This window comes from Bacteroides faecalis, assembly GCF_003865075.1.
Classification (GTDB): Bacteria; Bacteroidota; Bacteroidia; order Bacteroidales; family Bacteroidaceae; genus Bacteroides; species Bacteroides faecalis.
Window position 1 is genome coordinate 272,864 of the sequence record NZ_BHWB01000003.1, and the last position, 17,885, is coordinate 290,748.

At 39.2% G+C, this 17,885-nt stretch carries 16 protein-coding genes, 1 tRNA gene and 1 pseudogene; 11 read left to right on the forward strand and 7 right to left on the reverse strand.

The features are described from left to right. The gene (locus tag EJF25_RS06605; RefSeq protein ID WP_125040580.1) at positions 1-1,476 is read left to right on the forward strand and encodes a hypothetical protein; all 1,476 of its coding nucleotides are present in this window, start codon (positions 1-3) and stop codon (positions 1,474-1,476) included. A gap of 151 nt (positions 1,477-1,627) precedes the next feature. On the opposite strand, the pseudogene EJF25_RS06610 reads toward EJF25_RS06605, so the two are convergent. Further along, a pseudogene (locus tag EJF25_RS06610) lies at positions 1,628-1,825 on the reverse strand (integrase); the annotation flags it as partial. Positions 1,826-2,071: 246 nt separating this feature from the next. Beyond that, positions 2,072-2,145, reverse strand: a tRNA-Asp gene (locus EJF25_RS06615). A gap of 164 nt (positions 2,146-2,309) precedes the next feature. On the opposite strand from EJF25_RS06615, the gene EJF25_RS06620 reads away from it, so the two are divergent. Both EJF25_RS06620 and EJF25_RS06625 read left to right on the forward strand, forming a co-directional pair. After that, positions 2,310-3,626, forward strand: coding sequence for a pyridoxal phosphate-dependent aminotransferase (locus tag EJF25_RS06620; protein ID WP_125040581.1), 1,317 nt, complete (start codon positions 2,310-2,312; stop codon positions 3,624-3,626). 102 nt (positions 3,627-3,728) lie between these two features. Then, a complete protein-coding gene (locus tag EJF25_RS06625; protein WP_125040582.1) occupies positions 3,729-4,319 on the forward strand; it encodes a YqgE/AlgH family protein in 591 nt (196 codons plus the stop codon). A 13-nt stretch (positions 4,320-4,332) separates the two neighbouring features. Here the strand turns inward: EJF25_RS06625 and EJF25_RS06630 are convergent, their stop codons facing one another. From EJF25_RS06630 to recR, 3 genes are read right to left on the reverse strand one after another with little or no spacing between them, the layout of a single operon-like run. Continuing rightward, the gene (locus EJF25_RS06630) at positions 4,333-4,872 is read right to left on the reverse strand and encodes a GNAT family N-acetyltransferase (protein ID WP_125040583.1); all 540 of its coding nucleotides are present in this window, start codon (positions 4,870-4,872) and stop codon (positions 4,333-4,335) included. A gap of 8 nt (positions 4,873-4,880) precedes the next feature. After that, complete coding sequence (locus EJF25_RS06635; protein ID WP_125040584.1) at positions 4,881-5,330, reverse strand: hypothetical protein; 450 nt, start codon at positions 5,328-5,330, stop codon at positions 4,881-4,883. 27 nt (positions 5,331-5,357) lie between these two features. After that, positions 5,358-5,975, reverse strand: coding sequence for a recombination mediator RecR (gene recR / locus EJF25_RS06640; RefSeq protein WP_125040585.1), 618 nt, complete (start codon positions 5,973-5,975; stop codon positions 5,358-5,360). Positions 5,976-6,065: 90 nt separating this feature from the next. Here recR and EJF25_RS06645 point away from each other — a divergent pair, with 90 nt between their 5' ends. The 7 genes from EJF25_RS06645 (at position 6,066) to EJF25_RS06675 (ending at position 13,949) form a co-directional block, all read left to right on the forward strand. Next, positions 6,066-7,523 carry a sodium:solute symporter gene (locus tag EJF25_RS06645; protein ID WP_125040586.1) on the forward strand — a complete coding sequence of 486 codons (1,458 nt, stop codon included), beginning with the start codon at positions 6,066-6,068 and terminating at the stop codon, positions 7,521-7,523. Between the two features lie 103 nt (positions 7,524-7,626). After that, positions 7,627-8,232, forward strand: coding sequence for a ribosome biogenesis GTP-binding protein YihA/YsxC (gene yihA, locus EJF25_RS06650; protein ID WP_125040587.1), 606 nt, complete (start codon positions 7,627-7,629; stop codon positions 8,230-8,232). Positions 8,233-8,234: 2 nt separating this feature from the next. Beyond that, a complete protein-coding gene (locus EJF25_RS06655; RefSeq protein ID WP_125040588.1) occupies positions 8,235-8,834 on the forward strand; it encodes a DUF4923 family protein in 600 nt (199 codons plus the stop codon). Positions 8,835-8,929: 95 nt separating this feature from the next. Then, positions 8,930-9,349: a DUF1573 domain-containing protein gene (locus tag EJF25_RS06660; protein WP_125040589.1), complete on the forward strand. Its 420-nt coding sequence runs from the start codon at positions 8,930-8,932 to the stop codon at positions 9,347-9,349. A gap of 94 nt (positions 9,350-9,443) precedes the next feature. Further along, a complete protein-coding gene (locus EJF25_RS06665) occupies positions 9,444-11,438 on the forward strand; it encodes an OPT family oligopeptide transporter (protein WP_125040590.1) in 1,995 nt (664 codons plus the stop codon). Position 11,439: 1 nt separating this feature from the next. Then, entirely contained in the window at positions 11,440-13,002 is a 1,563-nt protein-coding gene (locus tag EJF25_RS06670; protein ID WP_125040591.1) for an N-acetylmuramoyl-L-alanine amidase-like domain-containing protein, read from the forward strand. Beyond that, a complete protein-coding gene (locus EJF25_RS06675; protein ID WP_125040592.1) occupies positions 12,999-13,949 on the forward strand; it encodes a PorV/PorQ family protein in 951 nt (316 codons plus the stop codon). The genes EJF25_RS06670 and EJF25_RS06675 overlap by 4 nt, the downstream gene beginning before the upstream one ends. On the opposite strand, the gene lipB is transcribed toward EJF25_RS06675, so the two are convergent. Next, entirely contained in the window at positions 13,927-14,589 is a 663-nt protein-coding gene (gene lipB / locus EJF25_RS06680) for a lipoyl(octanoyl) transferase LipB (RefSeq protein WP_125040593.1), read from the reverse strand. The two genes, EJF25_RS06675 and lipB, sit on opposite strands and share 23 nt — an antisense overlap. A gap of 68 nt (positions 14,590-14,657) precedes the next feature. Here lipB and EJF25_RS06685 point away from each other — a divergent pair, with 68 nt between their 5' ends. Continuing rightward, on the forward strand, positions 14,658-15,497 hold the full coding sequence (locus tag EJF25_RS06685; protein WP_125040594.1) for an AraC family transcriptional regulator: 840 nt from the start codon (positions 14,658-14,660) through the stop codon (positions 15,495-15,497). A gap of 172 nt (positions 15,498-15,669) precedes the next feature. On the opposite strand, the gene EJF25_RS06690 is transcribed toward EJF25_RS06685, so the two are convergent. Next, positions 15,670-17,877, reverse strand: coding sequence for a heavy metal translocating P-type ATPase (locus EJF25_RS06690; RefSeq protein ID WP_125040595.1), 2,208 nt, complete (start codon positions 17,875-17,877; stop codon positions 15,670-15,672). Between the last annotated feature and the right edge of the window lie 8 nt (positions 17,878-17,885).

The window sequence follows — 17,885 nt, forward strand, 5'->3', positions numbered from 1 at the left end:
ATGAAGAATGTTCTATTAGTTAGTACCATGGCACTGCTATTAGCAGTACCCGTACATAGTCAAGATTTGAATCGCGACAGTGTGCCGACTGTCAATGTTTATAAAAATGCAGACGAAATACCATTTTTCCCGGGAGGAGTTGATGGTTTCCAACGGTTTGTAGAAAAAAAATTCATTGTTCCAGCAGAAGTTTGGCGAAACGGAAAAGGAAATGGTATCAAATTACGATTTATTATCAGAAGGGATGGAGTGGCATGTGGACTTAAACGTGATGGTATGCCTCTTCCTTTGTATGAAGAATGGAAACGACTGTTTAGTATTATGCCCCTTTGGACACCGGCAACGACTAAAGGATTTCCTGTTGATGTGGAATATTCTTTATTTGTAAGGCTATATGATAGGGAAACGGGCTTTCCTTTTCATATAGTGAGACTGATGAAGGATTTAGGAGATTATGACAACCCTAATAAAAAATACAGAAAAGGTATAAATGAAAAGAAAGCGGAAGAATTAGTAACAAAAGTGAGTGAAATTGTGAATGTTACCCCTGAAAATGTGAGAGCAACTTCGCTTTTGGTAAGACTATATGTCTCTTTAGGAAAAAACGACGAGGTGATTCTTTTTGCCAAAGAAAGTTTAGAGAAGTTGCGTGATTTAGGAATAAAAAAGAGAAATATAGAGGAGAATAGGCCTTGGTTTATTGCGAAAGATGCAGAGATTAGAACGCCTTCTAATTATGACAGTAAACTGTATATGAATATGGCACTGACATATGCCCTTGCGTGTGATGTCGCTGGAAGCAAAGAGCAAGAAAAGAAAGCATATGAATATGCCCTTAACGTAATAAATGAACGTATTTTTTTGAAAGATATCAAAAAAACAAAGAACGATTATGAAAATGAAGTGTACCGTCGTCTGATGGCAGAGAAACAGATTTTAGCGGCAAGCTCCACTTCTCCCGGTGTAACCTTGAACAGTTCGGAACGTTCGGCGATTTTTAATCATGGGTGGGTGAACAGTGAAACAATGCGAACAATAGACAGAAATATAGAAGAAGGTAAGATAGATAATCCGCACATTCGACAGATTAACACCCATCTTAAAGAAATGGACGAAGAACGTCGTAAGAATCCTCCGATCAGGAAAGATACTCTCTATCTGTATGGTCTGCGTGCAATGGTAATTGATTTGTCAGAAGGTCAGGAAGCTTTGAACCACTATGTCGACAGTATGCAACAATGTGATAATGTAGGTTCTGAACTGAAATCCTATCTTTCCAAGCTGGCGGAAAACAAGCGGAAACATGCTGCGGTATTAAACAACAGAGAGGCGGCTGTCCGTAGTCTTGCGGGTTATGCTCCTATTAATGCAGAAGGGGAGAGCAAGGCGGAACAAAAACAGCGGGCGAAGGAATTTTATAAATATCGGGATGCCATGAAAGCGGTGTATCCGTTGAAGTGGTTGTGGAAACAATAAATGTTTTTTAGAGTTTTAAAAGAGGTGTGCTATGAAATATTCTTTATCAATAGTAATTACACTTTTATTGGCAGAGTCCACAAATCGTTTTAAAATAAAAAATCGAAGTGAACCCCGAAAGTTGGACAAAAAACTTTCGGGGTTCACTTTATTTCCGCAATTTGTCCGATTTAGGATCTTTATACAGAAGTGCATGAAGCTCTCCGGTAGGTAAAGCTTTCTTTTGCCCTGCATCCACTCCTTTATTATAGACACACCACAACATACGCATATATGTGGAAACTGTGTTGAGCTTATGATTATGCTCATACAAACGGATCAAGCGTAAATCCTGATTGGTGATTTTTCTTCTATTAAATATAGTAACGGTATCCCGTAGGTATAGTGACGGTATCGAAACCACATACCGTCACTATCATAAACATATACCGTCACTGTTTTTACATACCATATAAAATTTAAAATGCGTTTATTTTAATTCCAACAAAAATTTATACTTGATCCTCAAAATCTCGAGCTGTTACTTCTGGAGGGTAAATAATAAAAGCTCTGAAATCCTTAAATTTCAGAGCTTTACATCGTCTTTTACTTTAAGCGGTGCGCACGAGGCTCGAACTCGTGACCCCATGCGTGACAGGCATGTATTCTAACCAACTGAACTAGCGCACCAACTTTTTTTATTTTAATTAACCATGTACATTCTCACGAATGCGGATGCAAAGGTAGATGTTTTTTTGGAACCCGCAAGAGCTTATGTATCTTTTTTCTCAAAAAGTGTGTTTATTGAGAATTATCCTGTACATTTGCAAACATTACATCAAATAGAAAATAGAATGAAAAATACACCAATTGAACGATGTGTGATTGATGAAACAATAAATGAGTTTCAAATTGTCGATTTTTCCAAGGCTACAATTCGTGAAGTGAAAGCTATTGCTTCGAAAGCTGAAGCTGTATCCGGCGTTGAATTTATAAAGATGGAAATGGGAGTTCCAGGACTTCCTCCTTCTGCTGTTGGAGTAAAAGCAGAAATAGAAGCATTGCAAAACGGAATAGCAAGCCTATATCCTGATATCAATGGTTTGCCGGAGTTGAAAAAGGAAGCGTCGAAGTTTATCAAATCATTTATCAATATAGATATGAATCCGGAAGGCTGCGTACCCGTAACCGGATCTATGCAGGGGACATTTGCTTCCTTTCTGACTTGTAGCCAATGTGACGAAAAGAAGGATACAATTCTGTTTATTGATCCAGGATTCCCGGTACAAAAACAACAATTAGTAGTCATGGGTCAGAAATATGAAACCTTTGATGTTTATGACTACCGCGGAGAGAAACTGAGAGAGAAATTAGAAAGTTACCTGAGAAAAGGAAATATATCTGCTATTATTTACTCAAATCCTAATAATCCAAGTTGGATTTGCTTAAAAGAAGAAGAATTACAGATTATTGGTCAATTAGCAACTCAATACGATGTTATTGTTTTAGAAGACCTAGCCTATTTTGCAATGGATTTCCGCCAAGACTTAAGTAGACCCAACCAGGCTCCTTTCCAACCAACAGTTGCTCGTTACACAGATAATTATGTATTGTTGATCTCAGGTTCAAAAGCATTTAGTTATGCAGGACAACGTATTGGTGTCAGCTGTATCTCAAACAAATTATATCACCGAAGCTATCCCGGATTAACGAAACGTTACGGTGGAGGTACATTTGGTACTGTTTTCATTCATCGGGTACTTTATGCGCTTTCTTCCGGAACCAGTCATTCGGCCCAATTCGCAATGGCTGCTATGCTGAAAGCGGCGAACGAAGGTCGCTACAACTTCTTGGATGAAGTAAAAGTATATGGCGAAAGAGCCAAAAAGCTGAAAGATATTTTCCTTCGATACGGATTCCACTTAGTATATGACAAGGATCTTGACGATCCAATAGCTGATGGATTCTATTTTACCATTGGATATCCAGGAATGACCAGTGGCGAACTGGCTAAGGAATTAATGTATTATGGTGTCAGTGCTATTTCATTGGTCACTACAGGAAGTCACCAGGAAGGATTACGTGCATGTACTTCTTTCATTCAAGATCATCAATATGAACAACTTGAAGAGCGAATGAAACTATTTGCTAAGAATCACCCTATTACCTGATCTATAGATATTCTGAATACTAAAATTCAAAAAACTTGTCTTTAATGATAAAAAAATAGGAAAAAAAGAAAGATATTCCATTTTTTTTCTTAATTTAGGGGCATGAATATCAATTCCGACATATTTAAGATTGAGTCTAATAATATTTTGCCGTCACGAGGAAAGATTTTAATTTCAGAACCTTTCCTTCGTGACACAACATTCGGGAGGTCTGTAATTTTACTAATTGACCATACCGAAGAAGGAAGTATGGGATTAATAATCAATAAACGGCTTCCACTATTCACCAATGACATAATCAAAGAATTCCAATATCTAGATGATATACCTCTTTACAAGGGGGGACCTGTAGCTACTGATACATTATTTTATCTCCATACTTTAAGCGATATCCCCGGTGCGCTTACTGTAAGTAAAGGACTTTACTTGAATGGCGATTTTGATGAAATAAAAAAATATATATTACAGGAAAATAATGTCAATGTACCCATCCGTTTCTTTTTGGGATATTCCGGTTGGGAAGGTGAACAGTTAGGTAATGAAATCAAAGAAAACACCTGGTTGGTCTCTGAAGAGGAAAATGACTATCTGCTAAACACGAATATCAAAGGAATGTGGAAACAGTCCTTGGAAAAACTAGGTAGCAAATATGAAACTTGGTCCCGTTTTCCACAAGTACCTTCTCTTAATTAGTGATTTCTTGTTTTTATTGTTTGGTCGGATTAAGACATTGAAAGATGATAGCATCTTTATATGTACCTTCCACTTGCAACCAATTTTTCAATAATCCACATTGGACAAATCCACAAAAAGTAAATAGTTTGATGCAAACTTCATTATCGGTAGCGACATGAGAATATAACTGACTCAGAGACAAAAAATCAAAAGCATATTCGCAAAGCAACTTCAAAGCGTCCGTTGCGTAACCTTGCTGGCGATAATCTTTATGGATGGCAATTCCCACTTCACCACGGGAATGCAGCGGAACAAAGTCTGTGATATCGATTGTCCCTAAAACACAATGATCTGATTTACGCAAGATCATCAGACGCAACTGTTTATCCGCAAATATATCACATTGAGAACCTTCAATATATTGCCGCAGCACATAACGTGAATAAGGTACAGTGAAATTACTAATATCCCACAGAGAAGGATCATTCTCCATTTCATACATTATGTCCATATCTTCGGGCTCTACTGCACGAAGATAAATACGGTCGTTCACTAAAAAAGTTTTTCGCATTCCGTTTTTTATTCTTTGTTGATATGGAGTTCATTTCTAAGTCTCCTTTCGCTTGGCAAACAGAAAAGAGAAGCAGTCAGACAGATTAGCATACACAGATTTCCCGTATTACTGAAAGTCAGATAATAACAAAACAGGTTAAAAAGAATAGCAACTTCAAGCATTCCCAACCGGACATTACTCAATTGCACATAACGCTTCAAAGCCAAAGTTATAGTCATGTGATCTATCTTCTTCTTTAATATCAGATTAAATAATTTAAGAGAAAGAGGTACGCATACAGCAGTCAGCAATATGCCAAAAGTTTCAAAATAATAGGTGCCGCGTACATCGTCTGCAAGAGTGCCAACAGGAAAAAGCTCAAACTCTCCTGCCCCTAACAAAAATGCAGGGAGGACCCAAAAGAAGATATAACTAATATTTAAGTTTCTGACAGCACGTTTTATCTGTTCTTCCATGTTCGTTCAAGAAAAATAATTAATGATTTATACAGTTCCGGTAAATAGAGTCCGATTCACAATACTACGTCCCAAAGTTACTTCGTCAGCATATTCAAGTTCGTCACCGACAGAGATTCCTCGTGCAATCACACTAAGTTTTACATTCATCTTTTCCAATTTACGATAAATATAGAAATTAGTGGTATCACCTTCCATTGTAGTGCTCAATGCCAGAATAACCTCATTGATTCCTCCTTCCGCTACTCGCTGTACCAAGCTTTCAATTTGCAAATCGCTCGGTCCTACCCCATCCATTGGAGAAATAACACCACCCAATACATGATAAATTCCTCGGTATTGTTGCGTTGCTTCCACTGCCATCACATCACGAATATTTTCGACCACACAGACAGTTGAAGCATCCCGCTGAGAGTTACTACAAATCTGACATATTTCTGTATCGGAGATATTATGGCATACTTTGCAATACTTCACTTCACGTTTCAATGTTATAATGGAATTGCCGAAAGCTTCTACAGTAGCTGTATCCTGACGGAGCAGATGCAGCACAAGCCTCATTGCTGTCTTGCGCCCGATACCCGGTAGTTTGGAAAATTCGCCAACTGCCTTTTCCAGCAGTATAGAAGGATATTGTTGATTCATATAAAAAAATGATCGTTCTATCGATTACGGCCGCAAAGATACAGATATTGTTTTTAAATACCTATAAAAAATATTACCTTTGCAGTCGATATGATGATACTTGTCACTATTACATGCTATTTTACGGCATTATTACTAATAGCCCGTATCACCGGATATAAAAGCGATTCAAATGCAGCGTTCTTTAAAGGAGAGAGCAAATCACCTTGGTATGTGGTCTCTTTCGGCATGATCGGCGCTTCTATTTCCGGAGTAACATTTGTATCTGTACCGGGCATGGTACGTGGAATGGACATGACGTATCTACAAACTGTATTCGGATTCTTTTTCGGATATATGGCCGTTGCTCACGTACTCCTTCCTTTGTATTACAGACTGAACCTGACCAGTATTTACGGTTATCTGGAAACACGAATCGGAATACATTCCTATCGCACCGGATCTTTTTTCTTCCTATTATCACGCATGTTAGGAACTGCCGCCAAACTATATCTGGTCTGTCTTATTCTTCATACTTATGTATTCCAAGAATTACATGTACCTTTCTGGGTAATAGCAGTCGGTTCGGTAGCTTTAGTGTGGATATACACTCACAAAAGCGGAATTAAGACAATCGTATGGACAGACACTTTACAGACCTTCTGTTTGATTGCAGCATTACTTTTCATCATCTATTTCACAATTCAGAAACTGGATATTGGTTTCAATGGCATTGTACAGACCATTCGAGAGAGTGAACACAGCCGCATTTTTGTTGTTGATGACTGGATCTCCCGCCAGAACTTCTTCAAACAATTCTTCAGTGGCATCTTCATCGTTATTGTAATGACTGGGTTGGATCAGGACATGATGCAAAAGAATCTTTCCTGCCGAAATTTGCACGAAGCAAAAAAGAATATGTATTGCTACGGTTTTTCTTTCATTCCACTAAATTTTCTATTCCTATGCCTTGGAATTCTGTTATTGGCACTAGCCGGTAAAATGCAGCTGGAACTACCCGCTATGAATGATGATATTCTCCCAATGTTTGCAGCACAAGGATATCTGGGACAAGCGGTATTGGTACTTTTCACGATTGGTATCATAGCAGCAGCGTTCAGTAATTCAGACTCCGCTTTGACAGCAATGACTACAAGTGTTTGCGTAGATCTACTCAATACGGAAAAAGACACTGAAAAAATCGCACGTCGCAAAAGAAAAAGAGTCCATTTGCTACTTTCAGCCCTATTGGCATTTTTTATCTGCCTGGTAGAAATGCTAAATAATAAAAGTGTAATCGATGCTATATATATCATTGCATCCTATACATACGGTCCATTACTCGGAATGTTTGCTTTCGGATTATTCACCCGCAAGCAAACAAATGACCGATTAGTTCCACTTATAGCTATAATTTCACCATTACTTTGTTATGCAGCAGATTGGTGGGTAAACAAAGAATTCGGATATAAATTTGGTTATGAGTTGCTTATGTTGAACGGAGCACTTACCTTTGTAGGGTTGATGGCTTTGTCCACACAAAAAAAGAATCGGCTGAAAATGCCTTGAATAAAGGCGTCTATCGTTTATAATAAAAATGAGTGGAGTTTATCATAAACGTTGAGTGGAGTTTATCATAAACAAAAAAACAGTTAATTAATTGACAAGAAATATGGAAATAACAAATGCAGAATTTGTAATTAGTAACACAGATGTGAAAAAATGTCCGGCAGGAACATTCCCCGAATATGCTTTCATCGGCCGTTCCAACGTTGGCAAATCAAGTCTTATCAATATGCTGACTTCCCGCAAAGGACTAGCAATGACTTCTTCCACTCCTGGAAAAACGATGCTCATCAATCACTTCCTGATAAATAATAGTTGGTATCTGGTAGACCTTCCGGGATACGGCTATGCAAAACGTGGGCAAAAAGGTAAGGAACAGATACAGAAAGTGATCGAAGATTATATTCTGGAACGTGAACAAATGACCAATCTGTTTGTGCTCATAGACAGTCGTCTGGAACCTCAAAAGATAGATTTGGAATTTATGGAATGGTTAGGAGAAAATGGTATTCCTTTTTCTATTGTTTTCACTAAAACAGATAAGTTGAAAGGTGGCCGCCTGAAAATGAATATTAATACCTATCTGCAAGATTTACGGAAACAGTGGGAAGAACTTCCTCCTTATTTTATTTCATCATCAGAGAACCGTACAGGGCGTACAGAAATTCTCGACTATATTGAAACCATTAACAAAGAGATAAATACAAAATAAAAATGAAAAGAAAGTTTTTTTTTGCTGCATTCGTCGCAGCATTTTCAATGGTGGCAAACAACAGCCAAGCCCAGTCTTTAAAAGATCTATTTAACAAGGACAACATTTCTAAGGTAGTAAACGCTGTAACAGGTCAAACCCAAGCTATTGACATGACCGGAACCTGGAGTTATGAAGGTTCCGCAGTAGAATTTGAATCCGAAAACCTGTTAATGCAAGCAGGAGGAGTGGCCGCAGCTTCTGTAGCTGAAAATAAATTGGACGAGCAACTGACCAAAGTTGGTATTAAGGCCGGACAAATGAGTTTTACTTTCAATGCGGACAGTACTTTTACAAGCAAGGTAGGCAAACGTACCATGAATGGAACCTATTCTTATAATGCGGCAACTAAACAGGTATCATTAAAATATTTGAAACTGGTAAATCTGAATGCCAAAGTAAACTGTACTGCAGAATCTATGGAATTACTTTTCAATTCAGATAAACTTTTGAAACTTTTAGCTTTCATTGGTAGCAAAACTAATAGTACTGCACTGAAAACAGTCAGTTCATTAGCTGACAGTTATGATGGTATGATGGTAGGATTCGAGTTAAAAAAATAGTAAAAAAAGTCCATTTAATACAATTTCTCATAACAGAAAATATATTTTAGAGAAAAAATATTATCTTTGTCGCTTGTAATCAAAAAGAAGGAAAAATGAAAAAAATACTTTTTTTAGTGACTTTATTAGTGATGGGAGTTAGTTTAGCATTTGCTGAAAGAGCAGATGGAGGTGCTGCCATTAAGTTTGATAAGACAACACACGACTTCGGAAAATTTTCTGAGAAACAACCAGTAGTGAGTTGTGAATTCAAATTTACTAATATAGGTGACGCTCCTTTAGTGATTCATCAGGCGGTAGCTTCTTGCGGATGCACTGTACCGGAATACACTCAAGAGCCAATTTTACCAGGTAAGTCAGGTACTATCAAGGTGACTTATAACGGAGCAGGTAAATATCCGGGACACTTCAAAAAGTCCATCACTTTACGTACTAATGCTAAAACCGAAATGGTGCGGATTTACATCACTGGTGAAATGGAAGCCAAAGATAAAGGTGATAAAGACACCAAATAAGAAAAAATAGACTAGAAGGAAAAGGAGAATCTTTTGATTCTCCTTTTTTTTTGTTTACTTTGAAGTCTGGAAACATAAACTACTAAAAAATAATATGAAAGAACATCAAGAAGAAGACAAATTCACCGGGTTACCCGAGAATGCGTTCAGAGAATTAAAACCGGGAGAAGTATATAACCCGCTAATGAGTCCATCTAAAAATTATCCGGAAGTTACTTTCTGGTCAGTCTCGTGGGGTATTGCCATGGCAATTCTTTTCTCCGCAGCAGCAGCCTATTTGGGGTTGAAAGTAGGGCAAGTATTTGAGGCTGCTATCCCTATCGCTATTATTGCTGTGGGAGTCTCCGGTGCTGCAAAAAGAAAAAATGCGTTAGGAGAGAATGTAATCATCCAGTCAATTGGAGCTTGCTCCGGAGTTATTGTTGCCGGAGCTATCTTTACGCTCCCCGCTCTCTATATTCTTCAAGCTAAATATCCTGAAATGACTGTTACCTTTATGCAAGTGTTTATCAGTTCATTGTTAGGCGGTGTGTTAGGTATTCTTTTCTTAATTCCGTTTCGGAAATATTTCGTTAGCGATATGCATGGTAAGTATCCCTTTCCGGAAGCCACAGCCACTACACAAGTATTAGTGTCCGGTGAGAAAGAGGGTAGCCAAGCAAAACCTTTATTGATAGCAGGATTGATCGGTGGTTTGTATGACTTTATAGTAGCAACATTCGGTTGGTGGAACGAGAATTTCACAACTCGTGTTTGCGGTTTTGGAGAAATGCTGGCAGAGAAAGCAAAGTTTGTCTTCAAAGTGAATACGGGAGCAGCTGTACTTGGTCTGGGATACATCGTCGGATTAAAATACGCTTCTATTATCTGTGCCGGTTCACTGGCTGTATGGTGGATTATTATTCCCGGAATGTCTGCTATCTGGGGCGATAGTATACTGAATGCATGGAATCCGGAGATTATTTCTACAGTAGGGATGATGAGTCCGGAAGAGATCTTCAAATATTATGCAAAAAGTATTGGTATTGGTGGTATCGCTATGGCAGGTGTCATAGGTATTATTCGTTCATGGGGAATTATTAAAAGTGCTGTTGGACTTGCTGCAAAAGAGATGGGTGGCAAAGGTAATGTAGAAAAGAGCATTGTCCGTACACAGCGTGACCTTTCAATGAAGATTATTGCTATCGGCTCTATCATAACATTGATTTTAGTTGTATTATTCTTCTATTTTGATGTGATGCAAGGCAATTTGGTACATACATTAGTAGCTATCGTTCTGGTAGCCGGTATTTCTTTCTTATTCACAACAGTTGCAGCAAATGCAATTGCCATTGTAGGAACGAATCCGGTATCAGGAATGACATTAATGACACTGATTCTGGCTTCTGTTGTGATGGTATCGGTAGGATTAAAAGGCCCTTCCGGAATGGTTGCTTCTCTTGTAATGGGTGGTGTAGTTTGTACTGCATTATCTATGGCAGGAGGTTTTATTACTGATTTAAAAATAGGTTATTGGTTGGGAAGTACACCTGCCAAACAGGAAACTTGGAAATTCCTCGGAACGATTGTATCTGCTGCAACGGTAGGTGGTGTAATGATTATCCTGAACAAAACTTATGGATTTACTAGCGGTGCATTAGCAGCTCCCCAAGCAAATGCAATGGCAGCCGTTATCGAACCGTTGATGAGTGGTGTAGGTGCGCCATGGCTGCTTTACGGGATTGGTGCCGTTTTAGCAATTATTCTGACTCTTTGTAAAATTCCTGCATTAGCATTCGCATTGGGTATGTTTATTCCTTTAGAATTAAATGTGCCTTTGGTTGTTGGTGGAGCCATCAACTGGTATGTTACCTCTCGTAGTAAGGATACAGCATTGAACACAGAAAGAGGTGAAAAAGGAACTTTGCTGGCTTCCGGGTTCATTGCCGGTGGTGCATTGATGGGAGTAGTCAGTGCTGCTATGCGTTTTGGCGGAATTAATCTGGTAAATGAAGCTTGGTTGAACAATACCTGGTCAGAAGTGTTGGCATTAGGAGCCTATGCTCTGTTAATCCTTTATTTCATTAAAGCTTCAATGAAAGTAAAATAACATGAAGAGATTTTTATTCTTCATAATGTCATTTATGAGTGTAATAACATTCGCACAACAGCCCGTCGAGCTACCTTTGTGGCCCGACGGTGCTCCCAATACTAACGGGCTGACCGGGGAGGAACAAGAGTTGTCTCCTAACCGAGTCAGTAACGTAACACAGCCAACGATCACAGTTTATCGTGCAGAACAGCCTAATGGAATGGCTATTATTATGTGTCCCGGAGGTGGTTACAGTCTTTTGGCCACAGATCATGAAGGACATGACATGGCTCCCTGGTTCTGCGGACAAGGTATTACTTATATCGTACTGAAATACCGAATGCCCAATACGTATAGTGAAGTTCCTTTATCCGATGCAGAGCAAGCTATGCGTATGGTAAGGCAGCACGCTGAGGAGTGGAATATTTCTCCTAATAAGATAGGCATTATGGGAGCTTCTGCAGGAGGTCATCTCGCTTCTACCCTTGCTACCCACTATAACTCAGATACACGTCCTGACTTTCAGATATTACTTTATCCGGTAATTACGATGTTAGAAAATACTCATGGTGGATCGCGCGACCAGTTGTTAGGTAAAAATCCAATCCGAGAACAAATACAAAAATACTCAAACGAATTGCAAGTAACTTCTGATACTCCACAGGCATTTATTGTCCTTTCTTCAGATGACGATGGGGTACCTCCTTCTAACGGAGTAAACTACTATCTTGCTTTACAGAAAAACAAGGTCCCTGCAACCCTTCATATTTATCCGACCGGAGGACATGGATGGGGCTACCGGGATAGTTTTACCTACAAACAACAATGGACTCAGGAATTAGAAAAATGGCTACGAGACGGAGTTGTTTTTTCTGAAGATGTGGAACCAATGCTGAGAATAGGTAAATCGTATCTTAATACTAAATATGTAGCTAATACTTTGGATGAAGATCAGGAAGAAAAGCTGATCATCCAACCCAAAACAGTAGATTGTGTTACTTTCGTAGAATATGTGTTGGCACAAGCACTCGGTTCCTCCTTTACCGAGAACTTACAGAACATACGATATAGGGACGGCATTATTAACGGATATCCTTCCCGGTTACATTATACTTCTGATTGGATAGACAACGGTGTTCGGCATGGTTTCTTGCAAGATATTACAGCCGAAAATAGTACATATACCACCAAACTAGACCTTTCGTATATGTCTACCCATCCGAAACTGTATAAACAATTAGCCAATTCACCAGAGAATGTAAAACGAATAGCTGAATGTGAAAAAGTACTGACTGGGAAAAAAGTGCATACCTTACCAAAGAATAAATTACCTGATACGGGGTTGACTTGGATTGAGAATGGAGATATCATCGCAATCACTACCAGTTTACCTGGATTGGATATAGCTCATGTTGGAATAGCATATTATATTGATGACAATCTTCATCTTCTGCACGCATCTTCTTCATTAGGAAAAGTAGTGATCAGCGAAGAGCCTCTCAGACATATGCTTGACAATTATAAATCATGGACAGGAATACGTGTTGTCCGGATGTCTCACCCTAAAAATAATCAATTATGAAAAGAGTAAAACATTTCTTTCTTGCTTTTTCTCTACTACTACCGACTCTATCAGGAGCACAAGGAGTAGCAAATGCTACTTTTCTGGAATTAACTCCGGATGCTCAATCAGCAGGTATGGCAGGCACAGGACTAGCCATCACTGATAATGGAAGTACGGCTATCTTTCATAATGCTTCCACCATCGCTTTCTCACAAGACGTCATGGGTGCCAGTTATTCATACGCTGATATCAATAAAGATTATGCACTACACAGCGCATCCCTATTCTACCGAATCGGTCGGGAAGGGAAACATGGTTTTACACTTGGTTTTCGTCATTACAAACAACCGAGTTTCTATGTAAATGACGAAAAAGAAAATGATATCATAAACTTTAATCCTCATGCCTGGAGTCTGGAAGCAGGATATTTCAGAAGCATGACACAGAATCTTGCTCTTTCATTGACTTTCAGATATTTGCAGACAAAAGCTTATCCAAATACTGATAGTAAAGGAACTGTTTGTCTGGACTTAGGAGCTACCTATCATCAAAATATGTCTATTCTGGATGAGATGGCATCCTGGTCTATCGGATTTCAAGCGGCCAATCTGGGTAGAAAGCTCGATGGACAGAAATTACCCGCCCGATTAGGATTAGGAGGATCCATTGATCTTCCATTCAGTATGGAAAATCGCCTACAAGTAGCGTTGGATCTCAATTATCTTCTCCCCTCCGATTACCGTCATCTTCAAGCTGGCATCGGAGCTGAATACAATTTCCTGAAGTACGGAGTAGTCCGCGCCGGATATCATTTTGGAGATAAAGACAAAGGAGTAGGCAACTATGGTACTTTAGGTTGTGGAATTAACTTCTGGCCCATTCGCGCAGACTTCTCTTATGCACTGGCTGATAAAGACAACTTCATGCATAAGACTTGGCAAATTAGCCTAGGAGTAGTTTTCTAAGCTCATCCTCAAGACGTTGCTTCACTTCGTCCATTGACACATCCTGTTTCAATTCCTGGCGAAGAGAAGTAACGCCTTTATCTATAAATCCACAAGGATGGATATAACTGAAATATCGCAAATCCGTATTCACATTCAAAGCCAATCCATGCATCGTGACAAAATGACTACTGCGTACTCCTATCGCACAAATCTTACGGGCACGAGATGTTTCACCTTCCAGCCAGACTCCTGTCGCTTTTTCCAGCCGTCCCGCTTCGATACCATAGGAAGTACAGACCCGTATCACTGCTTCTTCAAGTAAATGTACATACTCCTTTAATCCAAGTTGAAAATCTTCCAGATTCAGAATCGGATAACATACTAATTGTCCCGGACCATGATAAGTAATATCTCCTCCCCTGTCGATATGATAAAGGGTTGCATTAATGGCTTTGAGTTGTTCGTCACTCAACAACATATTATTTTCTTTTCCGCTACGCCCCAACGTATAGACATGAGGATGTTCACACATAATGATCCTGTTTACATACGGTTCTCCCTGTGCTTTCGCATGAACGAGAGCATCAAACCATTCCGTTTGCCGCTGCCATGCGTCGGCATAAGGTATCAAGTTCCAATATACAAAAGATGTTTTCATAAAAACAAAGATAAAAAATAAAAAGAAAATGTGTACATTTGTCGAACTAAATAAAAACAACCGACCTTATGAAAATGGATTTTCCTCAGGTTGATTTACCTCTTGAGGTTCTAGCCTGGACAGATGTCACTGAAGATATTCTTAACATTTATAAGCAATCATGCCGACTGCAAGCCTGTATTGTAGCTATTTGTACCGAGGGATACATGAAAGCCTCTATCAATTTGCTGGACTATGAGATTCGTCCCAATGATTTGATCACATTACTTCCAGGAACGATTATACAGTTCAAAGAAAAAACAGAAAAGGTACGTTTGTGCTTTGCCGGATTCTCTTCGACTTGTGCCGGGCGCATTAATCTGATAAAAGCTATCGGGGATGCTTATCCAAAATTATTGGAATTACCTGTAGTTCCCCTTTCCGAAGATATTTCTAAATATTTAAAAGAATATTTCACCCTATTATCTCATGTCAGTTGCGATGATTCTTTTGATATGGATCCGGAATTGTCAGAGATTTCTCTTCAGGCGATTCTGACAAGCGTCAGACTCATATACCGAAAACTAATTGTAAAGAATGACAGTTCAAATCGCAAAAAAGAAATTTGCCGAGAATTGATACAATCAATTACAGAGCACTATAAGGAGGAACGTCGTGCACAATTTTATGCAGATCAACTTGGCATTTCTCTCCAACATCTTAGTACCACCGTTAGGCAAGTAACTGGCAAAAGTGTGCTTGACACCATTGCTTATATCATTATCATGGATGCTAAAGCAAAATTGAAGGGTACTAATATGACTATTCAGGAAATAGCGTATTCTCTGAACTTTCCCAGTGCAACCTTTTTTGGCAAATATTTCAGACGATATGTGGGAATGACACCTGTAGAATTTAGAAATGGATAAAATAGATAATATCTTTGATTGTCTTATCATTCTGTCATCCAGAACGAAGTGAAGGACCCCTTCTTTCACTCATACAAAAGTAGATTCTTCGCTGCGTTCAGAATGGCAGAGCGAGATGATAACAATCAACAATAAGGTAATTTATTGATATTCCCTTTTGAGACATCCATTATTATTTTCTTCCCAGACTCAGAGAATTGAGTACCACACTTACACTGGAAAATGCCATAGCAGCACTTGCCAACATTGGATTCAATAATAAACCATTGAGTGGAAATAAGACTCCGGCAGCAATAGGAATACCAATCAGATTATAAATAAATGCCCAGAAAAGATTCTGATGAATCAGTCTTACGGTCTGTTTTGATAATTCAAAAGCTTTAGGAAGTAACAACAGATCGGATGTCATCAAGGTTACCATTGCCACATCCATTGCAATATCTGTTCCTTTTCCCATCGCAATGCTGACATCGGCCAAAGCCAATGCTTGTGAGTCATTAATTCCGTCACCAACCATAGCTACCTTTTTCCCTTGTAATTGTAGTTCACGAACAAACTCAGCTTTATCATCCGGCAAAGCATCGGCAACAAAGCGTTCAATACCCAACCGGGAAGAAACAGCCAACGCAGTACGCTGTCCGTCACCTGTTAGCATACAAATATCAATACCCAGACGCTTCAGTTCTCTTACAGCTTCCGCAGAAGTCGCCTTCACAGGATCAGAGACAGCAATAATGGCCAATAATTCACTTCCCCGACCAAAATAAATAATACCTTGACCATCGGACTCATATTGCACCAACATATCAGCCATGATATCTATTACTATTGCATTGAAGTCTTTCAGTAATTTATGGCTTCCAACCCAATAAGTATATCCTTCATAAGAAACTTTTATTCCTTTTCCGGTAATACTTTCGAAACTATCTAAAGTGACAGGCTTGATATTTTCTTCTTGTAGAGCTGCTACAATAGCACCTGCAAGTGGATGTTCAGATTTCATTTCCGCTGCCAACAATACATCTTTGAAATGTATTTCCTGTGGTTGCGCCCACAACCATCCAGTAGCAGTAGGATGACCTTCGGTCAATGTTCCCGTTTTATCAAGTACGATTACATCCACTTTTCTCATTTGCTCCAAAGCAACAGCATCTTTTATAAGAATATGCTGGCTGGCAGCTTTACCAATTCCGACCATTAATGCAGTAGGAGTAGCAAGTCCCAGAGCACAAGGACAAGCAATCACAAGTACAGATACGGCAGAAAGAATTCCATAGGAGATATATTCATTACCGCCAATCACAATCCATAATATAAATGTCAGAATAGCAATAACTAGTACGACAGGGACAAAAATACCCGTAATACGATCTACAATACGTTGTACGGGGGCTTTACTGCCCTGAGCTTCCTGTACCATACGGATGATACGTGCAAGCACAGTTTCAGTTCCAACCTGTGCAGCACGAATAATGAATGAACCACGTTGATTTATTGTTCCGGCTAGTACCTTATCTCCTTTTTTCTTTTCCACAGGAACCGGTTCACCACTGATCATGCTTTCGTCTACATAAGAATCACCTTCAGAAAGCTGGCCGTCTACAGGAATCTGCTCTCCTGGACGAACGACCACCAGATCTCCGACTTGCAATTGTTCTATCAGAATTTCTTCTTCCACTCCATTCCTTAAAACGCGGGCAATCTTCGGCTGCATTCCCATTAGTTTACGAATAGCAGTCGATGTATTCCCTTTAGCGCGTTCTTCCATCAGCTTTCCTGTCAGTACAAAAGCGATAATCACAGCAGAAGCTTCGTAATAGACATGCGGCTCCAATCCACGAGCATACCAGAACTCGGGGAAGAATGTATTGAATACACTGAATAAAAAAGCAATGGATGTACTCAGTGCTACTAGTGTATCCATGTTACTACGTCCTAACTTTGCCTGTTTCCATGCACCGGTGAAAAAAGAACCTCCGAAAAGGATCATTACCGGAATAGTAAGTACTAACTGAATCTCACTTGAATAAGGCATATGCATCAGCACCATAGAAAACAAAAGCAATGGAACAACCAGTATCCAAGCTCCAATAACTTTTCGTTTCAAACGAAGATAACGCTTATGCTGTTCCTCTTCCTGACGTTCTTCTTTATGTGCTTCTTCAATAATTAAATCGTATCCGGCAGCAAGCACTGCAGCACGAATCTCTCCGGGAGTCAATTGCCCGCTCTCATAGGATACGGTTAATGTATTCGTTGCAAAATTGACCGAAGCTTCTACAACTCCGGTCAGTTTCTTAACTGTTTTTTCGACATTATTAGCGCACCCTGCACAGTGCATATTCAACACAGGGAACGATTTCTTTACTATATTACCCATACAATCTA